Origin of the sequence: Pseudonocardia sp. DSM 110487 (assembly GCF_019468565.1) — a bacterium.
GTDB lineage: Bacteria > Actinomycetota > Actinomycetes > Mycobacteriales > Pseudonocardiaceae > Pseudonocardia.
Genome location: NZ_CP080521.1, coordinates 2,621,281 through 2,647,989 on the forward strand (window position 1 = coordinate 2,621,281; position 26,709 = coordinate 2,647,989).

Sequence of the window (26,709 nt, forward strand, 5' to 3'; positions counted from 1 at the left end):
GCGAGGAGATCAGAATGGGCCGCGTGACGATCCGCGACGTCGCGCTCCACGCCGGGGTGGCGGTCGGCACCGTGTCGCACTACCTCAACCACCCCGACAAGGTGTCCGACGAGAAGGCGCAGCGCATTCGTACCGCGATCGACGCGCTCGGCTTCGTCCGCAACGACGCGGGCCGCCAGCTGCGCCTCGGCCGGAGCACGGCGGTCGCCTACATCGCGCCCGACGTGAGCAACCCGTACTTCGCGGCGATCGCGGAGGGCGTGGAGCAGCGGGCGTCGGAGCGGGGGCTCGCCGTCTTCATCGCCAACTCGCGCCGCAGCCGGGAGCGGGAGGACGCCTACCTGCAGCTGTTCGAGCAGCAGCAGGTGAGCGGCATGCTGGTGGCCTCGCACGGGCCGATCGAGGACCGACTGGCCCGCATCCGGTCGCGCGGCACACCGTCGGTGCTCGTCGGGCAGGCCGCCCAGTCGCCGGAGCAGCCATCCCTGTCGATCGACGACGTCATGGGCGGGCGCCTCGCGGCCTCGCACCTGATCGGGCTGGGCAGACGCCGGGTGGCGTTCGTCGGCGGGCCGTTCGGGGTGCGGCAGGTCGCCGACCGGCTGACAGGGGCGAGCGACGCGGTGCACGCGAACCCCGAGGTCACCCTCGAGGTGATCGACGCGCGGGACCGGACGATCCGCGGCGGAACCGAGGTCGGCAAGGCACTGCTCGCCCGACCGGAGGCCACCCGGCCCGACGCGATCTTCGCGGTGAACGACCTGCTCGCGCTCGGCATCATGCACGTGCTGGTGGCGGGCGGGGTCCGGGTGCCGGAGGACGTCGCGCTGATCGGCTACGACGACATCGAGTTCGGCGAGGCGTCGCTGATCCCGCTCAGCTCCGTCCGGCTGCCCCACGAGGCCTTCGGCTTCGCCGCCGTCGACCTGCTGCTGGACGAGATCGCGGGCACGGTCGGCGAGCGGCACCTCGTGTTCGACCCGGAGCTGGTGGTTCGGGCGAGCTCGGTGGCGTCAGGCCCGTGATCACACGTATGGAGGGTGCATGACGAGGGACCCAGGAACGGTGGAGCAGGCAGCCGGGATCGAGGTGAATCCGGTCGCCGGGTACATCGGGGCCGAGATCACGGGCGTCGATCTGGCGGACGACCTGGACGACGCCCAGGTCGCGGCGATCAGGGCGGCGGTGCTGCGCTGGAAGGTCGTGTTCTTCCGGGGGCAACGGCTGGACCACGCCGGGCACGTGGCGTTCGCGCGGCGGTTCGGGCAGCCCGTCGCGCTGGGCAGGCGCGGGAGCGCGTCCCCTGCTGACTTCCCGGAGATCGAGACCACCGCCGACCGGTTGGAGCTGGGCGGGCGGTTCGGCATGGAGCACGACGAGTGGTTGGAGCGCCGCAGGCACACCCTGCTGCGCGGCTGGCACTGCGACCACGGCGCTCGGGTCGACCCGCCGGCCGCAACCATTCTGCGCGCCGAGGCGGTGCCGCCCTACGGCGGTGACACCATGTGGTCCAACCTGGCGGTGGCGTATGCCGGGCTGTCCGCGCCGGTGCGGGAGTTCGTGGCGGGCCTGAGGGCCGAGCACCGGCTCGGCGTCGGCTACCAGCCCCGACCAGGCGATGACGCCTACGCCCGCCACCTGCTGGACCACCAGGTCGCATCGGTGCACCCGCTGGTGCGCGTGCATCCCGAGACCGGGGAGCGGGTGCTTCACGTCAACGGCTACTACGTCGAGCGCATCGTCGACGTCTCGCGCGCGGAGAGCCGGGCCATCCTGGACATGCTGCTGGAGCAGGCCGTCCGGCCCGAGTACACGGTCCGCTTCCGATGGGAGCCGGGGAGCGTGGCCTTCTGGGACAACCGCGCCACGATCCACCTGGCCCCCAGCGACCACGCCCACCTCGGTGCCCCGAGGATCATGCACCGGGTGATGCTGGCCGGTGAGGTGCCCGTGGGTGTCGACGGCAGGCCGTCCGAGCCGATCATCGGCAGCGAACCCGGGTGCTGGTGACTAGGGAACCCGGAAGTCACCTGCCCGCCGCGTCAGCAGGTACACCGCCATGACGAGGACGATCAGCAGCGTCACGACGCCGGTCTCCGTCGTCGTGTAGGCCATCGCGGCGGGTGAGGTGGCGATCACCACCCGGGGACCGCCTTGGAGGACACTGTTGAAGGCGCTGTGGGCGTAGCTCACGGGCCAGATGGAGCCCGACCACAGCCGCAGCCAGCCGTACCAGACTCCGGCGAGCGTCAGCGTCGCCATCACCATCGGCACGACGATCCACCGGCTCCCCTCCGCCTGGTACGTCGTGGTCAGCGTCAGCAGCGGCAAGTGGAAGGCCGCCTGGCAGGCGCCCGTGGCCAGTACTGCGCGGCGGCCGGACATGACGGCACCGAACCTGAGCAGCAGGAACCCGCGCCACCCGATCTCCTCGCCGAGGAGGACCACCCCGAACACCACGAGCGTGAGCACCAGCTCGAGCACCCAGCCTCCGATGCCGCCGTCCGGGGCCGTGAAGCGGACGACGCCGACCGCGGCGGCGATCGCGTAGCTCAGGGCGAGGACGGCCATCGTCCCGACCACACCGACGAGCATCGATCGCCATGGCGGGCGCCCGAACCCCACGGCGGCCCAGGCCGCTCGCCGCTCACCACGGGGGAGCATGACGGGCACGGTGATCGCGACCGCGATGACCGGCACGAGGATGCTGATCAGCGGGGCGATCCCGGCTCGGGGAAGCGCGAGCGCGATCGCCAGCGCGAGCGCGTATGCGATCCCGAGGAAGACCCCGGCCTCGCGGAGGGCGGACGAGCGCGTCGACGAGCCGGACCGGGTCATGCGGGGTAGCTCGGTGCGGCTGGTGGGTTGGTTAGCTCAACGCTTTCCGGACGTGACCGCCCGCGGCCTGCAGGCGGACGCGGGCGGCCGGCGGGTCGTCGCCGCGCACCAGCATCACGAGGGCCACCGCCGTGTCACCCGAGGCGGCGTCGAGCGCGCCGGCCGCCCGGTCCGCGGTCACGCCGGTGATCTCCTGCACGATCCGCGCGGCCCGGCGGCGCAGCTTGTCGTTGCCTGCCTGTACCCCGACCATCCAGGCCCCGTAGGTCCGGCCCCGGTGGATCATCGCCGCCGTCGACAGCACGTTCAGTGCGATCTTCTGCGCCGTGCCTGCCGTCAGGCGGGTGGAGCCGCCGACCACCTCGGGCCCGGTCAGCAGCTCGACGCGGTGGTCTGCGTCGCGGGCGACGGGGGTGCCTGCGTTGTTCGTCACGGCGATGGTGCAGGCGCCCGCCGTGCGGGCCGCGGCCAGTGCCTCGACGACGAAGGGGGTGCGTCCCGATGCCGTGAGCCCGACGACGACGTCCCGGTCGGACAGTCGCAGCTTCGAGAGGCTCTCCCGAGCGGCCTCGGCGTCGTCCTCGGCCTCCTCGAGCGCCCGGCCGGCCGCCTCCACCCCGCCTGCCACCACGGCCACGACGGTGCCGTCGGGCACGCCGAACGTCGGCCCGCACTCCACGGCGTCGAGCGCCGCGATCCGGCCGGGCGTGCCGGCGCCGACGTAGACCAGGCGCCCGCCCTGTCCGAGTCGCTCGGCGATCGCCGCCGCCGCGACGGCGAGCTCGGCCCTGGCGGCGTCCAGCGCTGCTGCGACGCCTGCCTCGGCGGCGAGCAGCTCACCGACGACGTCGTCGACGGGCCGGATGTCGAGGTCCTCCAGGCCCGGCCGCACCTGCTCGGTGGGCAGCAGGTCCAACGCGACGGGGTTGTCCATGAGGCTCCTAGGTATAGACCTGGTTAGCGGTGCCGCCCACCTTAGAGCACGACAGTTGCTTGCAGGTCTAGTCCAGATCCTGCACACTGCCGCAAAGCGGAGAGGGGTGGACGGATGGCGTTCAAAGCAGGCCTCGGCCGGTGGGGAGTGGCCGCGTCGGTGGTGCTCCTGGCGGGGTGCAGCGCGCTGACCCCCGGCAGCAACTCCGCGCAGAACGGTGCGAACGAGCCCGCGCGGGCCGTGTCGACTGTCCTGCCGAACGAGCCGGTGACGCTCCGGCTCGCGTTCACCGACGGGCCCGAGATGGTCGAGCGGCTCGTGGCGGCGTTCGAGGCGAAGCACCCGCAGGTGACGATCGAGCCGCAGTACACGGAGTTCAGCGACTACACGAAGAGCATCAAGCTCACGATGACGTCGAACTCGCCGCCCGACATCGCGCAGTACAGCGTGGCGATGAAGGACCTCATCGGGAGCGGCCACATCCTCGGGCTCGACGCCTACCGGGACGCCTACGGCTGGGGGGAGAAGTTCCCGCCGAACGGTCTGAGCCAGTTGACCTCGGACGAGAGCGGCAAGGTGGCGGGCACCGGCAGCCTCTACGGCGTCCCCGCCGGCCTGTCGCTCACCGGCGTCTTCTACAACAAGCAGCTCGCGGCGCAGGCCGGGATCAGCGCCCCGCCCCGTACCCTCGCGGAGTTCGAGCAGGCGCTCGCCAAGGCACGGGACGCCGGGCTCACCCCGCTCGCCGTCGGGGCGCTGGACTCCGGCGCCCTGCACCTCTGGGCCGCCCTGCTCAACGTCATGGTGCCGACGCAGGAGTACCGCGACTGGGTCAACGGCCAGCCGAACGGATCGTTGACCGGGCCTGCGGCGCTGGCCGCCACCGAGAAGGTGGCCGAGTGGGCCCGCAACGGCTACATCACCGAATCCGCCAACGGCACCGGCCAATCCCAGTCCACCGCCTCCTTCGCGAGCGGCGACAGCGTGTTCCTCATGAACGGCAACTGGGCCGCGGCGCAGATCGCCGCCGAGCTGGGCGAGGGCGCCGGGTTCTTCCTGATGCCCGGCCAGAGCCCGGACGAGCCCGCCACCGGGTCTGGCTTCAGCGTGTCGTACACGATCTCGCCGGCGAGCCAGCACCCCGATGTGGCCGCGGCGTTCCTCGACTTCCTCGCCTCTCCCGAGGCGGCGGCGATCGAGAGCGCGGGCGGGTTCCTGCCGCCCAACGTCGACGCGGCGCCCGCGCAGACCGGGGTGCAGGGCGACCTGCAAAACGCCTATGCCCGCGTGATCGAGGCGGACGGCCTCAACGCCTACCCAGACTTCGCGGCGCCCGCCGCCTACGACCGCATGGCATCAGGGCTGCAGGCGCTGATCGCGGGTGAAGGGGACCCGCAGGCGTTCCTCACGCAGGTCCAGGAGATCCGTGACGACTACCAGGCGAAGTAGGCCCGAGGTCAGAGCCGCGCCGCCGGTGGCCCGCCGCCGGTCGCCGCGCGGCTACCTCTTCGTCCTGCCAGCCCTGCTGTTCTACGTGACCTTCGCGATCCTCCCCGCACTGCATACGGCGTACCTGTCGCTCTTCGACTGGGACGGGATCACCCTTGCCACGTTCGTCGGGCTGGGCAACTACCTGGAGGTGCTCACCGACCCGGACCTGCGCGCGGCCGTGGTGCACGCCCTCGTCCTGGTGGTGTTCTTCTCCTGGATCCCGATCGTGCTCGGCATGCTGATGGTCGGCCTGCTCGCCCGGCACCGGCAGCGGGGCATGACCGCGTTCCGGGTGCTGTACTTCCTGCCGCAGATCGTGCCGCTGGTGGCCGTCGGCATCACGTGGCGCTGGATGTACGGCGAGGACGGCGTCGTCAACCAGGTGTTGCGATTCGTCGGGCTCGACGCCGTCACGCGCGCCTGGCTGGGTGACTTCGACGCCGCGCTGATCGCCGTGGGCCTGGTCGGCACCTGGGCCATGAGCGGGCTGTGCATGATGCTGTTCCTGTCCGGCGTCCAGAAGGTCGACACCAACCTCTACGAAGCCGCGCGGCTCGACGGCGCCGGGCCGGTCCGCGAATTCGTCACCGTGACGCTCCCGGCGCTGCGCGGCGAGGTGGCCGTCGCCATGACCGTGACGACGGTGGCGGCCCTGGCCAGCTTCGACATCGTCTACGTCACGACGAACGGCGGGCCTGCCGACCGCACGACGGTGCCCGGGCTGCTGGTGTACCGCCTCGCGTTCACCGAGAGCGAGGTCGGCCTCGCCGCGGCACTGGCCACCGTGCTCGCCGCGCTGATCCTCGTGGTCGTCTTCGCCATCACCCGGCTGTCGAGGTCCGAATGAGCTCCCGCGTCGAGCGATACAGCGGTTTCGCCATCCTGGTGGTGCTGGCGACCGGCATCGTGATCCCGTTCCTGTCCATCTTCCTGGCGTCGATGCAGCCGTCCGGGAGCGCGGTGACCGGGCTGTCCTGGCCAGAGCAGTGGAGCCTCGAGAACTACCGGCAGGCGTGGACGGTGGCCGGCTTTTCCGGGCTGCTGCAGAACAGCCTGGTGGTCGCGCTGGTCGTCGTGCCGGTTTCCTTGATCATCTCGACGCTCGCGGGCTACGCGCTGGGAACGATGGACCTCCCCGGCGGCAACGCCGTGTTCCTGTTCTTCGTGGCCGGTCTGACGATCCCGGTCGAACTGATCGTCATCCCGCTCTACTTCGACCTGCAGCTGGTGGGGCTCACCAACTCGCTCTGGGGCGTGGTACTGGCCGAGATCGCCCTGTTCATGCCGTTCAGCGTGTTCTGGATGCGCACCCATTTCCGCGCCACCCCGAAGGAGCTGATCGAGGCCGCCCGGATCGACGGCGCGTCGGCGGTGACGATCCTGCGCCGCGTGCTGCTGCCACTGGCCCGGCCGTCGCTGACGACCCTCGCGGTGCTGGTGTTCATGTGGTCGTGGAACCAGTTCCTGCTGGTCCTGATCCTGATCCAGGACCCGGATCGCCGCACCGCGCCCGCCGGGCTGGGCTTCTTCGTCGGCCAGCACACGACCGACATCCCGGTACTCTCGGCCGGCACGGTGATCGTGATCCTGCCGATCCTCGTGCTCTACCTGGTGTTCCAGCGCAGCTTCATCGCCGGGCTCCTGCAGGGAGCGCTGAAGGGATGAGCGCGCGTGAGCTGCTGGAGCGCGTGCTCGGTCCGCGCGCGGACGAGTTCGACGTCGAGATCACCGACGGCCCGGACGCGTTCGAGGTCGAGGCATCGGGTGGCCGTGTTCTGCTGCGAGGCACCAACGGAGTCGCGATCGCGTCGGCGCTGCGGCACTACTTGAAGGCCTGCGGCTGTCACGTCACCTGGGACGACCCGGTGCCTTCGTTGCCGGCACGGCTGCCGCCGCTGCGAGCGCAGGTCACGAGCCCGTGGCGCTACCGGTACCACTTCAACTTCTGCACCTTCGGCTACTCCACCGCGTTCTGGAACTGGGCGCGGTGGGAGCGCGAGATCGACTGGATGGCGTTGCACGGGGTGAACCTGCCGCTGGCCGTCGTCGGGCACGAGGCGATCTGGCTGCGGGTGCTCGCGAGGTTCGGCCTCGACGACGCCGCGGCGCGGGCGCACGTCGGTAGCCCGGCGTTCTTCCCGTGGACATGGATGGGCTGCGTCCACGACCACGGCGCGCCGGTCACCGACGCGTGGGTCGACGCGCACGTCGAGCTGGGGCACAAGATCCTGGAGCGCCAGCGCAGCCTCGGGATGATCCCGGTGCTGCCCGGGTTCCCCGGGTACGTGCCGGCCGCGCTGGCCGGCGACCGCGGCGTCGACGTCGACTGGATGGGTTTCCGGAACCGCGCGCTGTCGCCCCGCGACCCGCTGTTCCACGAGTTCGGACTCGCGCTGCTGCGCGAGCAGGAACGCGAGTTCGGCTCGGACGGCTTCTACGCGGTCGACCCGTACATCGAGGGCTCCCCGCCCGACGGCGACCCGGCGGCGATCGCCGACCTCGCCGGCGCGATCGCCGCCACCCTCACCGCCCACGACCCCCGCAACGTGTGGGTCCTGCAGGGCTGGCCGTTCGGCTACCGGGCCGACTTCTGGGACGCCGAGCGCATCGAGGCATTCCTCGGTGCGATGCCGCGCGATCGCACGCTCGTACTGGACCTGTGGGCCGACCACGAACCGGTCTCGGGATCCTTCGCCGGCCGACCGTGGCTGTGGTGCATGCTGCACAGCCTCGGCGGCCGCCCCGGGATGCACGCAGGGCTGGACGCCGTGGCCTCCGAGCCCGGTCGGCTCTCCGCTGGGCTCTCGGGCATCGGGGCTACCACGGAGTCGCTCGACCGCGACCCGGTGGCGTACGAGATGGTTGCCGACGTCGTGTGGCACGGCCGGATCCCGTCGATCGACGACTGGTTCGACGAGTACGCGCGGCTGCGCTACGGCCGGCGCGACGAGCGGCTGGAGAAGGCGTGGCGGCTGCTGGCCCCCGCGCTCTACCTGCGCTCGGACCGGCCGGGCCCGGCGATGTCGATCGTGATGTGCCGGCCCCGCCTCGATGACGACCTGCGCCCACACCGGCCGGTGAACCTCGCGGCGCCGTTCGGGTCGCCCGACCCCGCGTTGGTCGAGGCCTGGGACCTGATGGTCGACAGCGCCGTCGAGCACGGCGCGTCGCCCGGCCTCGCCCGTGACCTCGTCGACGTGGGGCAGGAAGTGCTCACCCGCCTCGCGAAGAGCGCCTACGACGCCGTGGTCGCGGGCTCCCGGTCCGGCGCGGACTTCCTCGCGTGCCTCGAGTTGATCGATCGGCTGGCAGCCACCCGCCGCGACTACCTGCTCGGCACGTGGGAGCGGCAGGCTCGCGCGTGGGGCGGCCCGGCGCTGCAACAGGACGCGCGCCGGTTGCTCACGTCCTGGGTCGAGCCCGGCCACGTGCTGCAGGACTACGCGGGCCGCCACTGGGCCGGCCTGGTCGGCGGGTACTACCTGCCGCGCTGGCGCCTCTGGTTGCGGGCGTTGGAGGAGGGCTGGGACGTCGCGCGCTTCGAGGCCGGGCTGCGCGCGTTCGAGGAACGCTGGCTGGCGGACCCGCGGCCCTCGCCGGACGAGCCGCTGCCAGACGCGGTCGCCGTTGCCGCGGCGGTGCGGGACCGGTACCACCACCTGGCGGCGGAAGCGCAACACTGAACGCGATGGCTCACACGACGAAGCACCAGGAGGTGCGCGAGCGGGTGCTCGCCGAGGTCGTCGCGACGATGGCCCCGGACGACATGCTGCCAACCGAGCGCCAGCTGTCCGAGCGCTTCGGGGTGAGCCGCATGACCGTGCGGCAGGCCCTGAACGGGCTGCGCGCCGACGGCGTGCTGCGCTCGGTGCGCGGGGTCGGCACGTTCGTCGCGCAGCCGCGGCTCTCCAAGGGCCCCGCGCTGACGTCGTTCTCCGAGGACCTGAAGTCCCGCGGGTACCAGCCGACCACCCGGGTCATCGCGGGCGAGGAGATCACCGCCGAGACGCACGTGGCCATCGAGCTGGGCATCCCGCCCGGCGCCCGGGTGCTGCGCATCGAGCGGCTCCGGCTCGCCGACGGCAGCCCGATGTGCCACGAGGAGGTGTTCCTGCCCGCCTCCCGGTTCCCCGGCCTGCTGACCGAGGACCTGACGCACTCGATGTACGCGGTGCTGGACGCGAAGTACGGCGTGCGGCTGCGGCGGGCGCAGCAGCGGATCCGCGCCATGAACGTCGATGCGCGGCTCGCCGAGCTGCTCGGCGTCGAATCGAACTCCGCCGCGTTGCTCGTGACCCGGATCAGCACCGACGAGGCCGGCCGGATCGTCGAGCGCGGCCAGTCGATCTGCCGGGGGGACCTCTACGACTTCTCCTTCGTGGTGACCCGGCCCGATTAGGCCGTGTCTCGTGGATCTTGGGCGATGGGATTCGTGATCCTGGCCGTCCCTGGCAAGTGCGAAGGCAGATTTGTTCCCATACGCTCTAAGGTATGTCAGTAGATCCGGAGGTTAGTGCAGGTCAGGCGCCCGCGTCGCCGGTCTTCGACTCCTACGGGCGCGTGTAGTTGCGACTATCACTGGTTCGCCAGGGCTTGAGCTAACGCGCACGAGTACTGCCTGCACGGCTGTAGAGATCGAGATCAGCGAGAGCGATCTCAGCTCGGTCGATGCAGCCGCTACATAGAAGCAAGGCGTTATCGGCCGGCGCCGTTCCGATGCTCGGGGCACACACGTAGGCGCCGCACGTCCCGCACGTTACTAACGCACTGTCGGCATCTCTGGTGTCATCGCGAACGCACCACCGGCCTTGCGGCGGCTCGTCTCTCGTGCGACGTCCTCGCGAGGGCTCCTGGCCCCGCGTCACCTGCGTACCGGTCAGGACATGCCCTCGCCGGGCCGACAGATCTCGGGGATGCCAGGGCCTGTCGGCATGTGTGGCTGTGGCCGGTCGGGTCAAGGACCGGTCGGTCCCTGCGGAAATCCACGCCGCGCCAACGGCAAGGAAAGTTCGCGGGCAGCGGAAGCCAAGCTCTGATCACTGCCTTCTAGCACTCGAACGAGTGCATCGCGCACTCGAGCCGAGAGATCACCGAAGAGTCTTAGCGGTAGGAGATCGGTAAGAACGGCCGCCCACAATCCATGACGCCTCTCTTCTCCAAGACCATCGATCTCCATCAGTCGGACTAGTAGGTCCTCCTCCAAGTGACTCTCGCACCGGACAAATAGGAGTCGCAGAATCTCAAGATCCGGTGAACCCCAGTTCTTACGGATCGAGAACATCGCAATTCCGGCCATTCTACACTCCGGATCATCACTCTTGCACAGTTCCCGATGAATCTCTGCTAGACCACTAAATCGAGGCGGCTTCAGTGAGCGTTCAAAAGCGAACGGGAAGCAGATAGCTCGCACCAATCGCAGCGCTCCCCGTCTCACATTCTCATCGGCGGAAGATCTGCCATAATTCAGCAATTGCCGAAAAATGGCCGTTGTCGATCTCGATCCGCTCGCCAAGGGTGCATACTGAAAGCGAGGTGATTCCTGACCGATCAGTCGCAACCCATCTTCCACCAGGCCGGTTTCCCGAGCTGCCGGTCGACCGAGAAGGACGACCAGTATCGCACGGATCAAGTTTGAATCAGTCCGATGTAAATCAGACTCAATCAGGCGCTTCAGTACGTCTTTCTCCAGGTCTACGCCGGTATCATCAGTCCATCGAGCCGCCCAGAACTTGATCAAGTTGCGCTTAGCTTCTGTTGCGTATGGCGTCGCAAAGAGGGCACCGACAAACTCATTGTGAGACTCGAACAACTCTATAGCACCCGGAGGATAACCATCGAGCGCGTAGAAGAGTAGATCGATGTCTCCGGCCCGCTCGGCTAGCTCTGCATGGCGACGCGCCCAGTTGTACGACCCGCGAATTGATTCATCGTTGTGCCGCGCGCCACGCTGGGCTCGTCGTGAACGCATAACGCCTTCTTCGACGGACCGCCTTACATGGTTCGCGAAGTCGGCCCACTGGCGTGTTCCCGAAAATCCGCACCAACGGCTAACACTGTGCATAATCGACTCGACATCGTCGTTGTTCTCGAGTCGAGATGCCACGTAGTCAGGAACTGGAGTTAACCCGTTTCTAAAGCGTAGCATATATGGAACTGCCTCAACGCTGCTTGTGCGCCCTTCTTTGAAGTAAGCCAGTGCACGAGTAATTGTCTCGGTCGTGCAATTGCCAAGAAGAAGGTGCAGCATCCAGAATGGCCCGAGGAGCGGATGCGAAATAGAGGCCAAGCCTGCAATTTTCGCGAATTCGTGCGAAGTGCCTCGCAGAATCGCAGGGTGCAGCCGTTCTCGCATCAAATCAAGCACGTCCCCCTTCTCGGAGTCCGAAAAGCGGCGCCTACCTGAATCGAAGCTTGAGATAAGAGCGACGACCGAATGCGCCGTGCGTAACAGCAGCTCCGGACCGGTCTCGACCCAATCACGAGGCCAGATTGCACGGAGGCCTCTACCGGTCATTGCCCTATCAGGGTAGTAGGTGCTGGCTAAGGCACTGAGTAGATCGAGATGAACAGTATTCGGAACATCGAGCCGCAGAACGAGCTTGATGATACTGGCGATCTCGCGGAAATCACCGCGACCCATCCGCACAATCTCGTCGCACAGTTGCTCGACTGTAAGCTGGCTGATTAGATCGGGAATCAGGTCCTTTGCCTCTGATTGAGATAGTGCGGTGCGCAGCAGAGGTGCAGCGGCCGCTTTGCAAAGGTCCAAGTCCGCTGACATCATTCGTCGAAATGCTGGCACTAGCTCGGCGTTCGTTTGGTCCAAAGTCGAAAGCACTAGTACGCTGTTATAGAGCCGTTCCGGGGCGAGCGTTTGCACCCTACGCTCAAGGATGGGAATGATGTGATCAGAAATGTCTTCATCAGGCATCTCAGAGATAACGTCTCTAATTTTCTCCAGACGCTCTTCCGACAGCGGCGCGTCGAGCATTTCTAACGCGAACTCAATTACGCTGTGCTGGAGCCAGCGGTCCGGGAGAAACGCGCGGTCAAACGCTATATTCAATGCGAGTTGGGCGCCGCGTCGGATGTGAACATCTGGCACAGTTCTATCAATTCTACGACATACCTCGATGATCGCCGCAGCTTCACCCTGGAAGTTGCGGCCGACTCTTCCTGCAAAGAATAGCGCTACGTTCTGCCAATGTGGCAACCGTGCAATTGCCTCAAATCTACGGTACCGCTGATCAGTATTTCGTGAGGTATCAACCAGGTGGCAGGCCGCAAAAAATTCTTGTAGAGAGCGGAGTTCAAATCCGAACCGACCAGAGTATGGCTCGACAATCAGGACTAGTCGCTCTCCCGCCTCGACCGTTATCGATTTGAGCCGGGCGGCGCGCTTCAACTCAGACGAAAATGGATCATTCCAGTCGAGGAACTCTTCGACGAGCTGGGTGTAGTCGGCCTCTGATAATGTAGCGTCCGTTGCAGATGCGCGAGTTGCTCGCTCTTGAAGTTCGTACCCGATGTACTTGTGCAAGTCAACGAGCAGTTCCTTGCTAGTTGTCAGAATATCTATACCCTTGTTCTGTTCCCGCTTGTAGATGACCTCAAGGTATTGATTGAACAGGCCTTCCCGCTGCCTAGGAGGAGTACCGCCGGAAACGACAATCAGTACAAGAATTGTAACCTGCAACGGAGTGTTCATTAATAGTTTAACTTGCCGATCGCTTAGACAGTCCTCGATCCCTCGCTTCAGTCGTGCTGTGCGAGCGTCATCAAGCTTACGGGCAGTCGCATACCGGTGAACAAAACTGCGAATCTGCGGTGGCTGTACGTCGGAAAGCTCAAGATGCACGTACGACTCAGGATTGAAGTGGTCGTTGTAGCCGTTAGGTCGGGTCGTGGCCAAGACTTGGAGATCTGCCTTGAGAACACGCTCAGCTCGGTCGATGAACTCTTCAGCGCGATCTGTCACGTCCTTCTTGAGGACAGGGTCTGTAATTTCGTCGAGCCCGTCGAGGATCAGAATTGCAGGATTCTGTTTCATCACGTCATGAAGAACATCCGGCGTGATGCGGCGTGACGTAGCCTTGAGAATCTCGTAGCAGATGTACTCTTCTAGTGTTGTCGAACCGTGATGCGCGGAGTGTTGCTCCGATACCCACTGTCCAAATTCTCTTAGAATGACCCGAAAGGGTAGGCGAGGAAATGCCGGCTCGTACTCTTCGGATATTGCAACTCTTGCGGCGTCGCCGAGAAGTTGAGCGCGATGAAGTTGCGCAAGGTACTGACCTGCGGTCGACTTCCCTTCGCCCGGCCCTCCAACAAGGACCGTCCGTATGCCTGGTAGATCCAGAAACATTTGCACTACCGGCACGCGTGCCTGACGGCTGGCTGCCTGCATTCCAGAAGCTTTGCGTGCGTACGCAAGAACCAATTCAGAAGATTTGCTTAAATCCACGCGATCGTTGTACGCTCGCAAAGTCGGCTTAGCGTGAAGCTCAAAGAAAACCTGTTGCAACTTGACAGGCTCCTCGGACATGTCGCCAGCTTGATCGAGTTGGGCGTATTGCTCTCGAGTAAACGTACTTCGCAAATAGGATTCGATTGTCGTGGCGGTGGCGTCGTATTCTCTCTGCTGTTGGTCCAGGAGGGCGCTGATTAGGTCTCCGGCTACAACTAGATGCAGGTAGGAGGTTCGAACACTTCTGTACTTCTCCAGTAGGCGGTTGATATCATCCGCACCCCAGATATGGAAATTTCGACCTTCCGAGTCGAACTTCCTGAACAACTTGCTGATGACGTCGTGTGTGCCGGATTCGTGAACGCCAGAAAGCGCAACGTTCGTTGCGAAGATGTAGTTCTGAACGTCTCGATTGTATTTGTTGAAGGTCTTGTCGAGTTCCTCCTCGATGTCGTTGATCAGAGACTTCCGGCATTTATCGATTCCCTGCAGCTCGATATCGTGAAACTTGACCTGGAATACCCAGTTTCCGCTCCACCGTGTAGAGTCGCTCGGGTACGATGCAGTACCGCTAAAGGTGGCTTCTCTGCCGCCATCTGCCCCTGCGCCGAACGTGATTGTGCCGTCTCCGACAACTTCCTTTAGTAGCGCCTGGATCAGGTTCTCGAATTCAGCGGCGCCAAGGCGATTGAGTTCGTAGCGCGGCACAATCGATTCCTTCCGGTTCTACATATCGCTATTCGGTCACAGCCAAGCGCGATGACGTGGTGCCTGGCGAAGGTGCTGCCAATCCTGTCGCTCATGGTGTCGTTGTTGTTACGCCCTGGATTTCGGATAACCAGCTGGGGCGGGGCCGGACTGCACTGGACGGCGATGCAGGGGCTCGCTCTCGCTCCGCGCCGCACCGATGTCGGTGCGGGCCCTCGGCTCGTGCGGATCTGGAACATCGGTACCACTGCGGGGGTTGGCCCCTCCGAGATCCTGGACGTGGGACGCGTCGAACGCCGGTTGATCATGGCCGGCACAGGCATGCGGCGTACGAGCTGACCGGTGGTTCGAACCACGACGCGCCATCGGTCCCCGCGCGCTGCCCCCCTTTGGTGCTCCGCGCGAATCTGAACCACGCCGGCGGACCGTAGCCGGAGGCGGGAGCGGCTCGGAGCCCGACCGCGGTAGAACAAATGGGTCATACCTAGGCGGGAGGCCCGAGCCGTTGTATTGGAATACGCGGTCGGGCCGACAACGCAGCCAGGGGCGGCCTGGGCGCGAATACCGCGGTCAAGATCCGCGAGACACGGCCTAGCTACCAGGTGGCGAGCCTGCGCTGGAAGTCCGGCTGGAAGCGGCGCATGTAGCCGGTGTCGTCGCGGCGGCGCAGCCCGCACCGCAGGTACTGCTCGTGCAGGGCGGCGAGCGCGTCCTCGTCGACCTCGACGCCGAGCCCCGGCCCGGACGGCACCGCGACGGCCCCGTCGACGAACTCCAGCACGCCCGGGCGCACGAGGTCCTCTGTCTTCCATGGCCAGTGCGTGTCGCAGGCGTAGGTGAGATTCGGCGTGGCGGCGGCGAGGTGCGTCATTGCGGCGAAGGAGATGCCGAGGTGGGAGTTGGAGTGCATCGACAGTCCGATGCCGAAGGTGTCGCAGGTGCCGGCCAGTAGCTGCGAGCGGCGCAACCCGCCCCAGATGTGGTGGTCGCTGAGCACCACCTGGACGGCGCCGGCCGCGACGGAGGACGGCAGCTGGTCGAACGCCACCACGGCCATGTTGGTGGCGAGCGGCATCGGTGCCTCTGCCGCGACCCGGGCCATGCCGTCGATGCCGGGCGACGGGTCCTCCAGGTACTCGACGAGCCCATCCAGGGCCTTCGCCACGCGGATGCCGGTCTCGGGGGTCCACGCGGCGTTCGGGTCGAGGCGGAGCGGCACGCCGGGGAACGCGGCGGCGAGCGCGCGGGTGGCCTCGATCTCGTCGTCGGGTGGGAGCACACCGCCCTTCAGCTTGATCGCCGGGAAGCCCCAGCCGTCGATCATGCGGCGGGCCTGCGCGACGAGCTGGTCGGGGGTGAGCGCCTCGCCCCACTCGTCGGCGTCGGCTCCGGGGTGCGCGGCCCACTTGTAGAACAGGTACGCGCTGTACGGCACGGCGTCGCGCACCCGGCCGCCGAGCAGGTCGACGACCGGCCGCCCGATCGCCCGGCCCTGCACGTCCAGGCAAGCCACCTCGAACGGCGAGAACACCCGGTCCACCGCGCTGGCGCCGGTGATCATGCCGGCGACGCCGTCACCCCCGTCCGTGCCGGACCCGAGGACGCTGACGACCACCTGCCGCAGGCGCCCGGTCTCGAACGCGTCGTGGCCAGGCAGCGCGGCCGCGACGGCGATCAACCGCTCCAGGTGGACGTCGTCGGCGTACGTCTCGCCCCAGCCGATCAGGCCCTCGTCGGTGTCGACCCGCACGATCGCTCGCAGCGCGAACGGCTCGTGCACGCCGACCGAGTTGAGCAGCGGCGGGTCGGCGAACGCGACGGGGGTGACGGTGACCCGGCTGATCCGGGCGGTGGCACTCATGCCGACGATCCTGTCACCCGTCCCGCCGCGGAAAGAAGACCGCCGAGGCAGGATAATGATCTCCGGAAGTGGTGTGGCAGCGACAGATCTGTCGCCCTCACACCACTTCCGGAGATCATGCCGCGGGAACGGCTCCCCGGCTACGCCGCTGCCGGGTTGACGGCCGATGCCTTGGGGTCCGGCCCGTAGGAATTCGAGCCGACTGCGCCCGGGGTCGCGAGGAAAACGATGAGCACAATCGCCCCGACCAGCGGGATCAACCCGATGAGCAGCCACCACCCGGTACGGCCCGTGTCGTGCAGCCTCCGGATGCTCACGCCGAGGCTGGGCAGGAGAACTGCCAGGGAGTAGATCAGGCCGAGCACCCCGGAGCCGGGGATGACCGCCAGTCCTAGCAAGTTGTCCAGTACGGCGAGCACGATCGCGATGATCACGCTGACCAGCGTGAACATCCAGTACTCCGTGCGCCGGGCACGGCCGGTGAAGACCGTGTACTGGCGCAGCACGTGCAGATACCATTGCATGACCTGCATGACGACCCCCCAAATGGTCAAAGCGGTCGGTTCGTTCGACCGCGGGCGAGATCATGGCATACGGGATCGGTGGGTGATGACACGATCGGGTATCGGTTTTTTCGTCCGCGATGTTCGGGTGCAAGGTGGCGAACAAATGGCTGATACCTGACGCATCCGTGAACTGTCCTAGCTCCCAAGCCGGTGGCGGAGGCCGCTGGCTCGGCTGACCGGGCGGGCCACTGCGGCGCGCACCGCCTCTTCGGTGCCGACGACCCGGACGAACTCGGGGGCCCGGGTGACCGCCGTGTACAGCAGCTCCCGGGTGAGCAGCGGGGACTCGGCGGGCGGCAGCACCACCGTGACCCGCCGGAACTGGCTGCCTTGGCCGCGGTGCACGGTCATCGCGTGGACGGTGGCCACCTCGGACAGCCGGGCCGGCGGGTGCAGGGTGGGCACCGCGCCGCGGGCGAGCTCCTGCGACCATCTCCCGGAGACCACGTACCGCGATCGTCGACGCCGTGGCCCCACGGGGATCGGACAGCTGATCGGATGTCGATCCGGCGGTGTCCCGATTGTCGAAGGGGCATGACCCCTTCGAGGCATCCCACTCCCATACCCGAGCTGAACGAGGCGTTTAGCGAGCCGGACGTCGCCGCCCCGTCGTGGAGCGACGTCGAGGCTGAGCTGTCGGCGGCGGAGATGTTCTGGCTGTCGACAGTCCGCCGCGACGGGCGACCGCACGTCACACCGCTTCCGGCGATCTGGCTGGAGGGGGCACTCCACATCTGCGTCGGCCGACACGAGCAGAAGGCGAAGAACCTCGCACGCGATTCCCGCTGCGTCCTGACCACGGGCACGAACCGGCTCCGGTCCGGGCTCGACGTCGTCGTCGAAGGCGCGGCAGAACGCGTGACCGACCGATCCCGGCTGCTTCGGCTGGCGGAACTGTGGCGGACGAAGCTCGACTGGCACTTCGAGATCGGCGACGGAGCGTTCCGCGACCCGGCCGGCCGGGAAGGGCTGGTCTTCCGTCTCGCCCCAGCAAAGGTGCTGGCGTTCGGGAAGGCGCCCTTCACCCAGACCCGCTACCGGTTCCCGGCCTGACCTCGACGATGCGACGGCGATGTTTCCCGGCCGCCCGAGCCCGGGTCGTGGCGTTCCACGGAACGCCCCGAAAGGCACCGCCGTTGCTCGCCCGGGATCATGTGACGTGGGTGGACGCGAGCCGGTGGCGCAGGCCGCTGGCTCGGCTGACCGGGCGGGCCACCGCCGCGCGCACTGCCTCCTCGGTGCCGACGACCCGGACGAACTCGGCGGCCCGGGTGACCGCCGTGTACAGCAGCTCCCGGGTGAGCAGCGGGGACTCGGCGGGCGGCAGCACCACCGTGACCCGCCGGAACTGGCTGCCCTGACCGCGGTGCACGGTCATCGCGTGGACGGTGGCCACCTCCGACAGCCGGGCCGGCGGGTGCAGGGTGGGCACCCCGCCGCGGGCGAACGCGACCCGCAGGCCCTCCGGCATGGCGACCGCCACGCCGGTGTCGCCGTTGAACAGGCCCACGTCGTAGTCGTTCGCCGTGACCAGCACGGGCCGGCCCGGGTACCAGGGCCCGGCCGGCGCGTCCGGCAGGGCGGCACGCAGCCACCGCTCGATCTCCGCGCTCCAGCGCGTGACGCCGTACGGGCCCCTGCGGTGGGCACACAGCACGCGGTGGCGCTCCAGCGCGGCGAGCGCGGTGGGGACGTCGCCGCGCAGCGCCGCCTCGGTGAGCTCACGACCGGCGGCCACGACGTCCTTGCGGGTTCCGTTCACGTCGTCGGGTTCGACGAACTCCAGGTCGGGGTGGCCGCCGCGGAGCAGGGCGACCGCGGCGTCGGCGTCGGCGGCCTGCACGGCCCGGGAGAAGTCTGCAATCGCGCCGCCGAACCGCCACACGTGCCGCAGGGTGACCACGCCGTTGATCACGGAGCCGCCGACGAGGCCGCCCGGCACTCCCGCGGCATCGAGTGCGGCGTCGAGGCTCGCCTCCGGCCGCCCCGGAGCGCGCGCCAGGTCGCCGAGGACCGCGCCCGCCTCGACCGAGGCCAGCTGGTCGGGGTCGCCCACCAGCACGAGCCGGGCCTCCGGCCGCACGGCCTCCAAGAGCCGGGCCATCATGGTGAGCGACACCATGGACGTCTCGTCGACCACCACCACGTCGAACGGCAGTCGTTGGGTGCGGCCGTACCGGAAGCGCCCACCCGGCCGCCAGCCGAGCAACCGGTGCAGGGTGGCCGCCTCCGGCGTGCTGGACCGCAGTTCGGCGGGCAGCTCGGCCGCGACCGCCTCCTGCAGCCGGGCGGCCGCCTTGCCGGTGGGCGCGGCGAGCGCCACCCGCGGCGGCGGGCCCGGCTGGTCGTGCAGCAGCGCGAGCAGCCGCGCCACCGTGGTGGTCTTGCCGGTGCCCGGACCGCCGGCGAGCACCGTGACCCGCCGCAGAACGCTCACCGCGGCCGCCAGCTTCTGCCGCTCCGAACCCGGCGCCGAGAAGTACCGCTCCAGCCCGGCCCGCAGCCGTGCGACGTCGACCTGGGGCGGAGCGGCCGCGGCCCGCTCCGTGAGCGAGCGGCGCACCACCTCCTCCTCGCCCCAGTAGCGCGCGAGGTAGAGCAGCCCGTCGACGAGCCGCAGCGGGCGCCCGCCCGGTTCGTGCGGCCCGTCGGCCACGACGGTGCTCGCCGCGCACGCCGCGAGCCAGCGCGGCGGGTCGGGCCACGGGAGCGCGGAGACGTCCACGATCTCCTCGCCCTCGCCGAGCACGGTGTGGCTGACCGAAGCGAGGTCGACGCACACCGAGCCGAGGCGCACCGCGCGCACGGCGAGCGCCACCGCGAGCAGGACGTCCTCGTCGGTCTCACCGCCGAGGCGCCCGATTCGCGTGGCCACGTGCACGTCGGCGGGATCGAGCACGCCCGCGGAGTTGAAGACGCCGAGCAGGCCGTCGGCCGCGCGGGCGAGCCTCACATCGCCGAGATCGACCGTCATATCGCACCGTCCAGCAGCTGCGAGAGCTCCACCACGAGCGGGGCGGGCGGCGCCCAGCTGAACACCCCGCACGGCACGCCGTCGACCACCGGGGTGTCGGGGCCGCACATCCCGCGCACGAACAGGTACAGCACCCCGCCGAGGTGGCGCTCCGGCGCGTATCCGGGCAATCGCCAGCGCAGGTAGCGGTGCAGCGCCACGCTGTAGAGCAGCGCCTGCAACGGATAATGGGCGGCGATCATCGCCTCGGCGAGCCGTGGCGGCGTGTAATGGGCGGACGTGAGCGGCTCGCGTCCCTCGGGACCCATCGGGCCGAGCCAGTTGGTCTTGTAGTCCACCACCGCGAACCGCGAGCCGGGCAGCCGCAGCACGGCGTCGATGCTGCCGGTGAGGTAGCCGCGCAGCGGCTGCTCGTCGAGCCCGTCGAGCGCGTCGGGGTACGGGTGCAGCGGGTCGTCGGCGGGCAGGTGCGTGCGCAGCAGCGGTGCGACGGCGCCGAGGGCGACCGGTCGGCCGGGGGTGTCGCCGCCTGCGAGGGGGAGCTCGAAGTCGAGCTCGGCGAGCCGGTCGCGCGGCGCGATGTCGGCGAGGCGCAGGCCACCGGCAAGGGGGCCGAGCGGCGTCTGCACGGCCGGGAGCAGTGCCGCCCCCAGCTGCTCGGCATCGACGCCCGGCACCGGGTGGTGCACGACTTGCTCGCGGGCGCGGGCGATGAGCTCGCCGGGCAGGTCGGCGGCCGTGAGGTCGGCCGCCTCGAAGATCCCGTGCACCAGCGTGCCGAAGCCGGCCCCGAGCGGCAGCTCGGCCATCGGCGACGGCACGCCGGCGAGGTCGGAGCCGGTCTCCAGCTCGACCGCGGCCTCGTCGTCGATCCCCGGTGCCTCGGGCTCGCTGCCGACGCCCGGCCCGTGACCGTGGCTCGCGCTGGCCGTGAGCGCGCTGTAGGACGTGCGCCGCCATGCGATGTCGAGCCGGCGGGAGAACCGCGCGGCACGCAGCTCGCCCCCTACCGGCTCGTCAGCGGAGAACGTGAGCGCGCTCCGCGAGAACCCGATCTCCTCGACCGAGATCCTTTTGGCTGAGATCCGGCTCCCGGCGAGCTCACGCAGCGCGTGGAGTGCCGCGTTGTCGGCGGGCACGCGGTAGACCTCCGCGGGGTCGCGGCCCGCGGGGGGCCGCCCGATCAGCAGCCGGTGCAGCGGCGACGTGGCCGTGGTGGTGGCGGGCACCCACCAGGTGACCACCTGGCAGCGCGCCCGCGTGAGCGCCACGTAGAGCAGCCGCAGGTCCTCGCCCGCCTCCTCAGCGCGGTGCCGAGCGACCCGCTCCTTCCACCCGTCGCCGGACTCGCCGCCCACGTCGAGTACCCGGGCGCCCGTCTCGTCGTGCAGCAGCGGAACGTCCGGGTCGCGGACGTTGCGATCCCACGCGAACGGCACGTAGACGACGGGGAACTCGAGGCCCTTGCTGCGGTGGATCGTGATGATCTGCACGGCGTCCGCGTCGGACTCCAGCCGCCTGCTCCGCTCGACCACGACGTCCTGGGCGGCGTCGGCGATGCGGTGGCGCAGCCACTCCACCAGCGCGGCCGGGCCGAGGTGCTCGGACACCGCCGCGGCGTGCAGTGTCTGGGCGATGTGGCGCAGGTCGGTGAGCAGCCGCTCCCCGTCGGCGACGCCGAGCAGGCGGCCGGGCAGCCCGGTGCCGGTGGTGATGGCCTCCAGCAGCGCGGCGATCCCGCGCTCGTGCAGCACCACGGCCCACGCGCGCAGCGTGGCGCCGACTTCGTCGAGCAGCGCCTCGGCGTCGGGCCCGCAGAGCTCGGCGACCGTGTGGCCGAGAAAAGGGGTGAGCGCGGCGGCCCGCACCCGGGCGGCCCGCGGCTGTTCGAGGGCCTCCAGCAGCGTGAGCCACTCCCCGGCGACCGGGGTGCCGAACACGCTCGCGGTGCCGGACAGCACAGCGGGCACCCCCTCGGCGGCGAGGGCATGGCGGATCATCGCGCCCTGGTCGTTGGTGCGGACCAGCACAGCGACGTCGCCGGGCGCCACCGGCGCGCCCTCGATCGTGGCGGCGCTCGCGAGCAGCGCCGCGATGTCGGTGGCCGCGTCGCGGGCCACGAGCTCGCGGGCCGGGCCGACGATTGCGAGGTCGCGCCGCGGCGCCTTGGGGAGCCCGGCCCGCGATGCCACCCGCAGCCGCAACGGCGTGTCGACGGGTGCGCCGCGCAGCCGGCTGCCGGGGTGGGCGGACTCCACGGGATGCACCGTGATCCGCGAGTCGCCGAGCGCCGCGCCCGCGAACACCGTGTCGAGCGCCTCGAGCAGCGGGGCGTCGCTGCGCCAGTTGCGGGCCAGGGTGGCGTGGTGGTCGGCGGCGTCGGTGGCGTCGAGGTAGCTGACGACGTCGGCCCCGCGGAACGCGTAGATCGCCTGCTTCGGGTCGCCGATCAGCACCAGGGTGGTGGACCCGTGGAAGGCCTTGCGCAGGATCTGCCACTGCACCGGGTCGGTGTCCTGGAACTCGTCGACCAGCACCACCCGGTAGCGCGCCCGCAGCCGCGCGGCCGCCCCCCGCGCCGGGTCGGCCAGCGCGTCGGCGAGCCGGGTGAGCATGTCGTCGTAGGTGTAGATGCGCCGCACCCGCTTGCGCCGCGCGACCTCGGTGCGCACGGCCATGGCGAAGCGGTAACGGACGTGGGCGGCGGTGCCCGGCTCGGCGTCGCGCGGTTCGAGCCGCGCCTGCCCGTCGTGCACGGCCCGGCGGGCGAGGGCGAGGGCCTCGCTCCGGCTGAACGCGGGCGTGCCGGCTCCCCGTGCGCCGTACTTGCGGACGTAGAAGTCGTCGACGACCTCCGTGAGGACGTCGTCGATCGACTCCACGAACACGGCGTCGCGATCGCCGTCGCCCGCCACGCCGAGCCCGGCGAGCATCTGCTGGCAGAACTGGTGGGTGGTGGCGATGGTGGCCGCGTCGAACTGGATGATCGCGCGGGCCAGCCGGGCGCGGCGGGCCGCGACCTCGGGATCGGGCGCGTCGGCGAGCAGCGCGACCACCGAGTCGCTCCCGGCGCGGGCGGCCACGGGGTCGGCCAGGCCGCGCTCGGCGGTGACGAGGCGCTCCCGCACGCGCTCGCGCAGCTCCTGGGTGGCCTCCCGGCCGAACGTGACGAGCATGAGCTCGGGCAGCGCCGCGTAGCCCTCCGCGACGTAGCGGGTGGCGAGCGCCGCGATCGTGAAGGTCTTGCCGGTGCCGGCGCTCGCCTCGAGGACGGTGGTGCCGGTGGGCAGCTCGCCGCAGACGTCGAACGCGGCGGGTGCGAGCACCGGGGCGGGGAACGGGATGACGGTCACAGCCGAACCACATCTTCTGCCGCGAGCAACGGGGACCAGACCTGCAGCGCGAGCGTGCCGAACCGGGTGGGTTCGCCACCGGGTGGTCCGGCCGCGGTGAGCACCTCGGGGCCTGCGGCCGGGCCCCATGCCTTGACGTGCGCGGTGTCGGCGCGCTCGGCCCCGGCGCCGCTCGTCCACTTGCGCAGCGCCTCGTCGAGCGCGCCCGCCGGGTCGGCACCGCCGCGGCGGACGGACGCGTAGGTGTGGCCGGCGACGGTGGGCAGCGGCAGCGGCTCGCGCAGCCCCGAGCGCCGCAGCGCCACCAGTTCGGCGAGCTCGGCGGCGGCGCGGTCGGGGTCGAGCGGGCCCGCGGTGGCCATCTGGAGGCCGAACTTCTGCCCGCGCCCGATCGTGACCGCGCGCCATGGCTCCCGGGTGGCCGCGGTGAGCGCGAGCAGCCGCACCCAGGCCCGCACCCGCTGCTTGGCCGCGAGCCGGGAGAACTCGACGCGAAGGAGCACGTTCCCGTGCAGCCCGCCGATCGTGCCGACGACGCGGGTGCCGTCGGGCAGCGTGACGTCGACGTCGCGGTCGCCCGCCTCGCCCGCGAGATGGGGCTGGGCGGCGGCGACGATCGGCTCGACGTCGTCGAGCACCCGGAAGAGCACCTGCTCGCCCAGCGCGCCCGGCGGCAGCTCCCCGCGGCGCCACTCGGCCTGCCTGCAGAGATCAAGGGGCCGTCCGGCGAGCCGGTCGCGCAGCAGCCGGTCGCCGATCGACCAGATCGCGAGCCCGTCGAGGTCGACCGGCAGCGAGTCGGTGTCCTGCTCCTCAGCGGTGAACAGCGAGAGCCCCACCCGTTGGCGCAGGAACTCCTTCACCGGGTGCTCGACGAACGACACCAGCTCGTCGAGCGCGATCACACCGTCGTCCCCGGCAGGGGGCAGCGGATCGACCAGGAACGGAGCGGGCGGGGCCTTCGCGTTCGTGGCCGCCACCGCCCCCGCGAGCTCGGCTCGGTCGAAGCTGAACGGCGCCGGCCCCGCGAAGTTGCGCGGGTCGAAGGGCTGCAGCGGGTGGCGCACCACCACCTGGTCGAGCGCCTCCGCGCCCGCGGTGGCCGCGATGGCGTCGAGCAGCTCCCCGAGCGGCACGGCCGGTGGCCTGCGGGCGCCGGTGCGCTCGTCGGCGCCGGAGTGCACCACGACGAGGTGCTCGGTGGCGGCGCGGATCGCGTCGAGGAAGAGCTGGCGGTCCTCGCTGCGCGGGTCGCGTTCGCCGACGAGCGGGTCGCGGGCGAGCAGGTCGTCGCCGTCGGGCACACCGGCCCGTGGGAAGGCGCCGTCGTCGAGGCCGAGCAGGCAGATCACGCGGTGCGGCACCGACCGCATCGGCACCAGCGTGGCGACGGTGAGCGTGCCGGTGCGGAAGTTGGCCCGGGTGGGCCGGCCGCGCAGCCGCTCGGCGAGCAGCCCGCGGACGTCGGCGAGCCCGAGCTCGACCGTGGCGGCGTGCGGCCCCGCCGCGCGGACGGCCGCGGCGAGCTCGGCCCGCGCCTGCGTGCCCTGCCACTCGTCGGTGCCGGTGACGAGGGTGAGCGCGTCGAGGCCGTGCTGGAGCACCGCGACCCACCGGTCGAGTGGCTGCTGCCCGGCCAGGTCCGCCAGAACGGCCGCGACCCGCTCGACGAACTCCGCGAGCCGCCCGAGCCGGGCGACGTCGCCGGACTCGACCTCGTCCAGCGGCAGTGCCGTGCCGAGCCACTCGTGGTCGGCGCCGGACATCGCCACGCCGAGCAGCAGCCGATCGAGGCCCGCGGACCAGGTGTTCTGCGGGAACCCGTCGAGCTGGAACGGCGCCCGGTGCGCGCCGTCGAGCCCCCACCGGACCCCGGAGCGGACCACGAGCTCGCGCAGCCGCTCGAGGTCGGCGTCGTCGAGGTCGAAGCGCCCGCGCACCGGCGCGCTGGCGAGCAGGTCGAGCAGCTGCGAGGTGGTGGCGCGGGAGTCGGCCAGCTCCAGCAGCTGCGCCACCGTGTCGAGCAGCGGGTTGACCTGGCGCAGCGCGCGGTCGGCGATGCGGACCTGCAGGCGCTGGCCAGGGTGGGCGTCGGGCCCGTCGGCGAGCCCGAAGCAGGCCGAGACCAGCGGCGCGAACGTCTCGACGTCGGGGCACATCACCAGCACGTCGCGCGGTTCGAGGGTGGGGTCGGCCTCGAGCAGCCCGAGCACGATCTCCCGCAGCACCTCGACCTGCCGGTCGGGGCCGTGGCAGGAGTGCACCTGCACGCTGCGGTCGCCGGGCGCCACCACGAACCCGCCGTCGGGCGCGCGGTCGTCGCGCAGGTCGGCCTGGAGCCGCTGCAGGAGCGTGACCGGCGGGCCCTCGTCCGCCGCGTGGTGGGTGTCGACGCACTCCGCGGGGAGCCGGAGCTGCAGCTCACGGGCGTCGCGGCCGAGGGAGCCCAGCAGCGGGTGGCGGGGTGTGGCGGCGGTGGGATCGGCGCGCCGGAGCGGGATCTCGGGCGGCGCCACGACGGCGGCCCACAGTGCGGGGGAGGGGTGGGGCAGCCACAGGTGCACGTCGCGGCGCTCGGCGAGCGCCGCCAGTACCGCGAGGTGCTCGGCGGGCAGGCGGGTGGGGCCGAAGATCGACACCCGGGCCGGCAACGGGACGACATCCGGGTCGGCGCGCAGGACCGCGCACGCCGCCTCCAGGCGCTCGGCGGGGGAGGGGGCGCCGATCCGCTCGCGGAGCCGCCGCCACAGCTCCGGTTGCCACGCGAGGTCGGCCGCGCCGCCCTCCGGATCTCCGGCGCCGGCCAGCCATGCGGTGAGCAGCGCGGGCCGGTGGGTGGCGTAGGCGGCGAAGAGATCGGTGAGGTGGCGCGCGACGGCGTACCGGCGGCCCCGCCCCGCGTCACCCACGTGCGCACCGAGCGGGGCGCACCACTCCTCCCCGACGCTCGCGTCGATCACCTCCAGCAGCGGCCACACCGCTCGCTCCGGCTGCCACGGGTCGTCGTCGGGAGCCAGGCCGGTGGCCGCCGCGACGACCTCGGCCACCACCGCGGCGGGCGAGGGGAAAGCCACGCCGGCGCACACGCCGTCGCCGCCTCCGTCGGCCGACCCGAGCCGGTGAGCGAGCCGCTGTGCCAACCACCGCTCCACGCCCCTGGCCGGTACCGCGACGACCTCGGCGGCGAACGGGTCGGCCGGCGGCTCACCCAGCAGCTCGCCCAGCGCGCGGGCCAGCGTGTCGGCCCGTTCGGCCCGGTGCAGGTGCCACATGGCTGTGCCCCCCTCGTTCACGTTCTGCGCACACGCTAAGGGCGGGCGGTGACAGACCCCGACGGGGGCGCGCCGGTTGTCCACAAGTCACGCTGCGCGCGTGAGATGCCTCGGTGGCGCGAATCAGCAGTGGGACCGGTCCTTCCACGGACGCGGCGAGACGCTGGGTGATCATGCACCGGCCCGGGCGCTACCGAGCGTGATCAAGTCCGAGAATCAACACGATGGTGTTATCCCGATTCCGC

General features: G+C 69.9%; 17 protein-coding genes. 8 read left to right on the forward strand and 9 right to left on the reverse strand.

Annotated elements, in window-relative coordinates; translation table 11 throughout:
- Positions 1-14 precede the first annotated feature (14 nt).
- Positions 15-1,025: a LacI family DNA-binding transcriptional regulator gene (locus K1T35_RS11960; protein WP_220260233.1), complete on the forward strand. Its 1,011-nt coding sequence runs from the start codon at positions 15-17 to the stop codon at positions 1,023-1,025.
- A 19-nt stretch (positions 1,026-1,044) separates the two neighbouring features.
- On the forward strand, positions 1,045-2,010 hold the full coding sequence (locus K1T35_RS11965) for a TauD/TfdA family dioxygenase (protein ID WP_220260234.1): 966 nt from the start codon (positions 1,045-1,047) through the stop codon (positions 2,008-2,010).
- On the opposite strand, the gene K1T35_RS11970 is transcribed toward K1T35_RS11965, so the two are convergent.
- Both K1T35_RS11970 and K1T35_RS11975 read right to left on the reverse strand, forming a co-directional pair.
- Complete coding sequence (locus tag K1T35_RS11970) at positions 2,011-2,838, reverse strand: CPBP family intramembrane glutamic endopeptidase (protein WP_220260235.1); 828 nt, start codon at positions 2,836-2,838, stop codon at positions 2,011-2,013. It abuts the gene before it with no gap.
- Positions 2,839-2,869: 31 nt separating this feature from the next.
- Positions 2,870-3,772, reverse strand: coding sequence for an N-acetylmuramic acid 6-phosphate etherase (locus K1T35_RS11975; protein WP_220260236.1), 903 nt, complete (start codon positions 3,770-3,772; stop codon positions 2,870-2,872).
- A 114-nt stretch (positions 3,773-3,886) separates the two neighbouring features.
- On the opposite strand from K1T35_RS11975, the gene K1T35_RS11980 reads away from it, so the two are divergent.
- From K1T35_RS11980 to K1T35_RS12000, 5 genes are read left to right on the forward strand one after another with little or no spacing between them, the layout of a single operon-like run.
- A complete protein-coding gene (locus K1T35_RS11980) occupies positions 3,887-5,221 on the forward strand; it encodes an ABC transporter substrate-binding protein (RefSeq protein ID WP_220260237.1) in 1,335 nt (444 codons plus the stop codon).
- A gap of 25 nt (positions 5,222-5,246) precedes the next feature.
- On the forward strand, positions 5,247-6,110 hold the full coding sequence (locus tag K1T35_RS11985) for a carbohydrate ABC transporter permease (protein WP_220260238.1): 864 nt from the start codon (positions 5,247-5,249) through the stop codon (positions 6,108-6,110).
- On the forward strand, positions 6,107-6,928 hold the full coding sequence (locus tag K1T35_RS11990; protein WP_220260239.1) for a carbohydrate ABC transporter permease: 822 nt from the start codon (positions 6,107-6,109) through the stop codon (positions 6,926-6,928). The genes K1T35_RS11985 and K1T35_RS11990 overlap by 4 nt, the downstream gene beginning before the upstream one ends.
- Complete coding sequence (locus K1T35_RS11995; RefSeq protein ID WP_220260240.1) at positions 6,925-8,946, forward strand: alpha-N-acetylglucosaminidase; 2,022 nt, start codon at positions 6,925-6,927, stop codon at positions 8,944-8,946. The genes K1T35_RS11990 and K1T35_RS11995 overlap by 4 nt, the downstream gene beginning before the upstream one ends.
- 5 nt (positions 8,947-8,951) lie before the next feature.
- Positions 8,952-9,662: a GntR family transcriptional regulator gene (locus K1T35_RS12000; RefSeq protein WP_220260241.1), complete on the forward strand. Its 711-nt coding sequence runs from the start codon at positions 8,952-8,954 to the stop codon at positions 9,660-9,662.
- A gap of 555 nt (positions 9,663-10,217) precedes the next feature.
- On the opposite strand, the gene K1T35_RS12005 is transcribed toward K1T35_RS12000, so the two are convergent.
- From K1T35_RS12005 to K1T35_RS12020, 4 genes are all read right to left on the reverse strand, one after another.
- Positions 10,218-14,438 carry an NACHT domain-containing NTPase gene (locus tag K1T35_RS12005; RefSeq protein ID WP_220260242.1) on the reverse strand — a complete coding sequence of 1,407 codons (4,221 nt, stop codon included), beginning with the start codon at positions 14,436-14,438 and terminating at the stop codon, positions 10,218-10,220.
- A 595-nt stretch (positions 14,439-15,033) separates the two neighbouring features.
- Positions 15,034-16,299 (reverse strand): glucarate dehydratase family protein, encoded by a 1,266-nt coding sequence (locus tag K1T35_RS12010; RefSeq protein WP_220260243.1) that lies wholly within the window; start codon positions 16,297-16,299, stop codon positions 15,034-15,036.
- A gap of 140 nt (positions 16,300-16,439) precedes the next feature.
- Complete coding sequence (locus K1T35_RS12015; protein WP_255621793.1) at positions 16,440-16,832, reverse strand: DUF805 domain-containing protein; 393 nt, start codon at positions 16,830-16,832, stop codon at positions 16,440-16,442.
- Positions 16,833-17,000: 168 nt separating this feature from the next.
- A complete protein-coding gene (locus K1T35_RS12020) occupies positions 17,001-17,312 on the reverse strand; it encodes an ATP-binding domain-containing protein (protein WP_255621794.1) in 312 nt (103 codons plus the stop codon).
- Between the two features lie 87 nt (positions 17,313-17,399).
- Here K1T35_RS12020 and K1T35_RS12025 point away from each other — a divergent pair, with 87 nt between their 5' ends.
- Positions 17,400-17,918 (forward strand): pyridoxamine 5'-phosphate oxidase family protein, encoded by a 519-nt coding sequence (locus K1T35_RS12025; RefSeq protein WP_220260245.1) that lies wholly within the window; start codon positions 17,400-17,402, stop codon positions 17,916-17,918.
- Between the two features lie 97 nt (positions 17,919-18,015).
- Here the strand turns inward: K1T35_RS12025 and recD are convergent, their stop codons facing one another.
- The 3 genes from recD to recC are packed head-to-tail and all read right to left on the reverse strand — an operon-like array spanning position 18,016 to position 26,464.
- Positions 18,016-19,839: an exodeoxyribonuclease V subunit alpha gene (gene recD, locus K1T35_RS12030; RefSeq protein ID WP_220260246.1), complete on the reverse strand. Its 1,824-nt coding sequence runs from the start codon at positions 19,837-19,839 to the stop codon at positions 18,016-18,018.
- Entirely contained in the window at positions 19,836-23,192 is a 3,357-nt protein-coding gene (locus K1T35_RS12035) for a UvrD-helicase domain-containing protein (RefSeq protein ID WP_220263336.1), read from the reverse strand. The genes recD and K1T35_RS12035 overlap by 4 nt, the downstream gene beginning before the upstream one ends.
- Positions 23,189-26,464 (reverse strand): exodeoxyribonuclease V subunit gamma, encoded by a 3,276-nt coding sequence (gene recC / locus K1T35_RS12040; protein ID WP_220260247.1) that lies wholly within the window; start codon positions 26,462-26,464, stop codon positions 23,189-23,191. Before recC ends, K1T35_RS12035 begins: the two co-directional genes overlap by 4 nt.
- Positions 26,465-26,709: the final 245 nt, after the last annotated feature.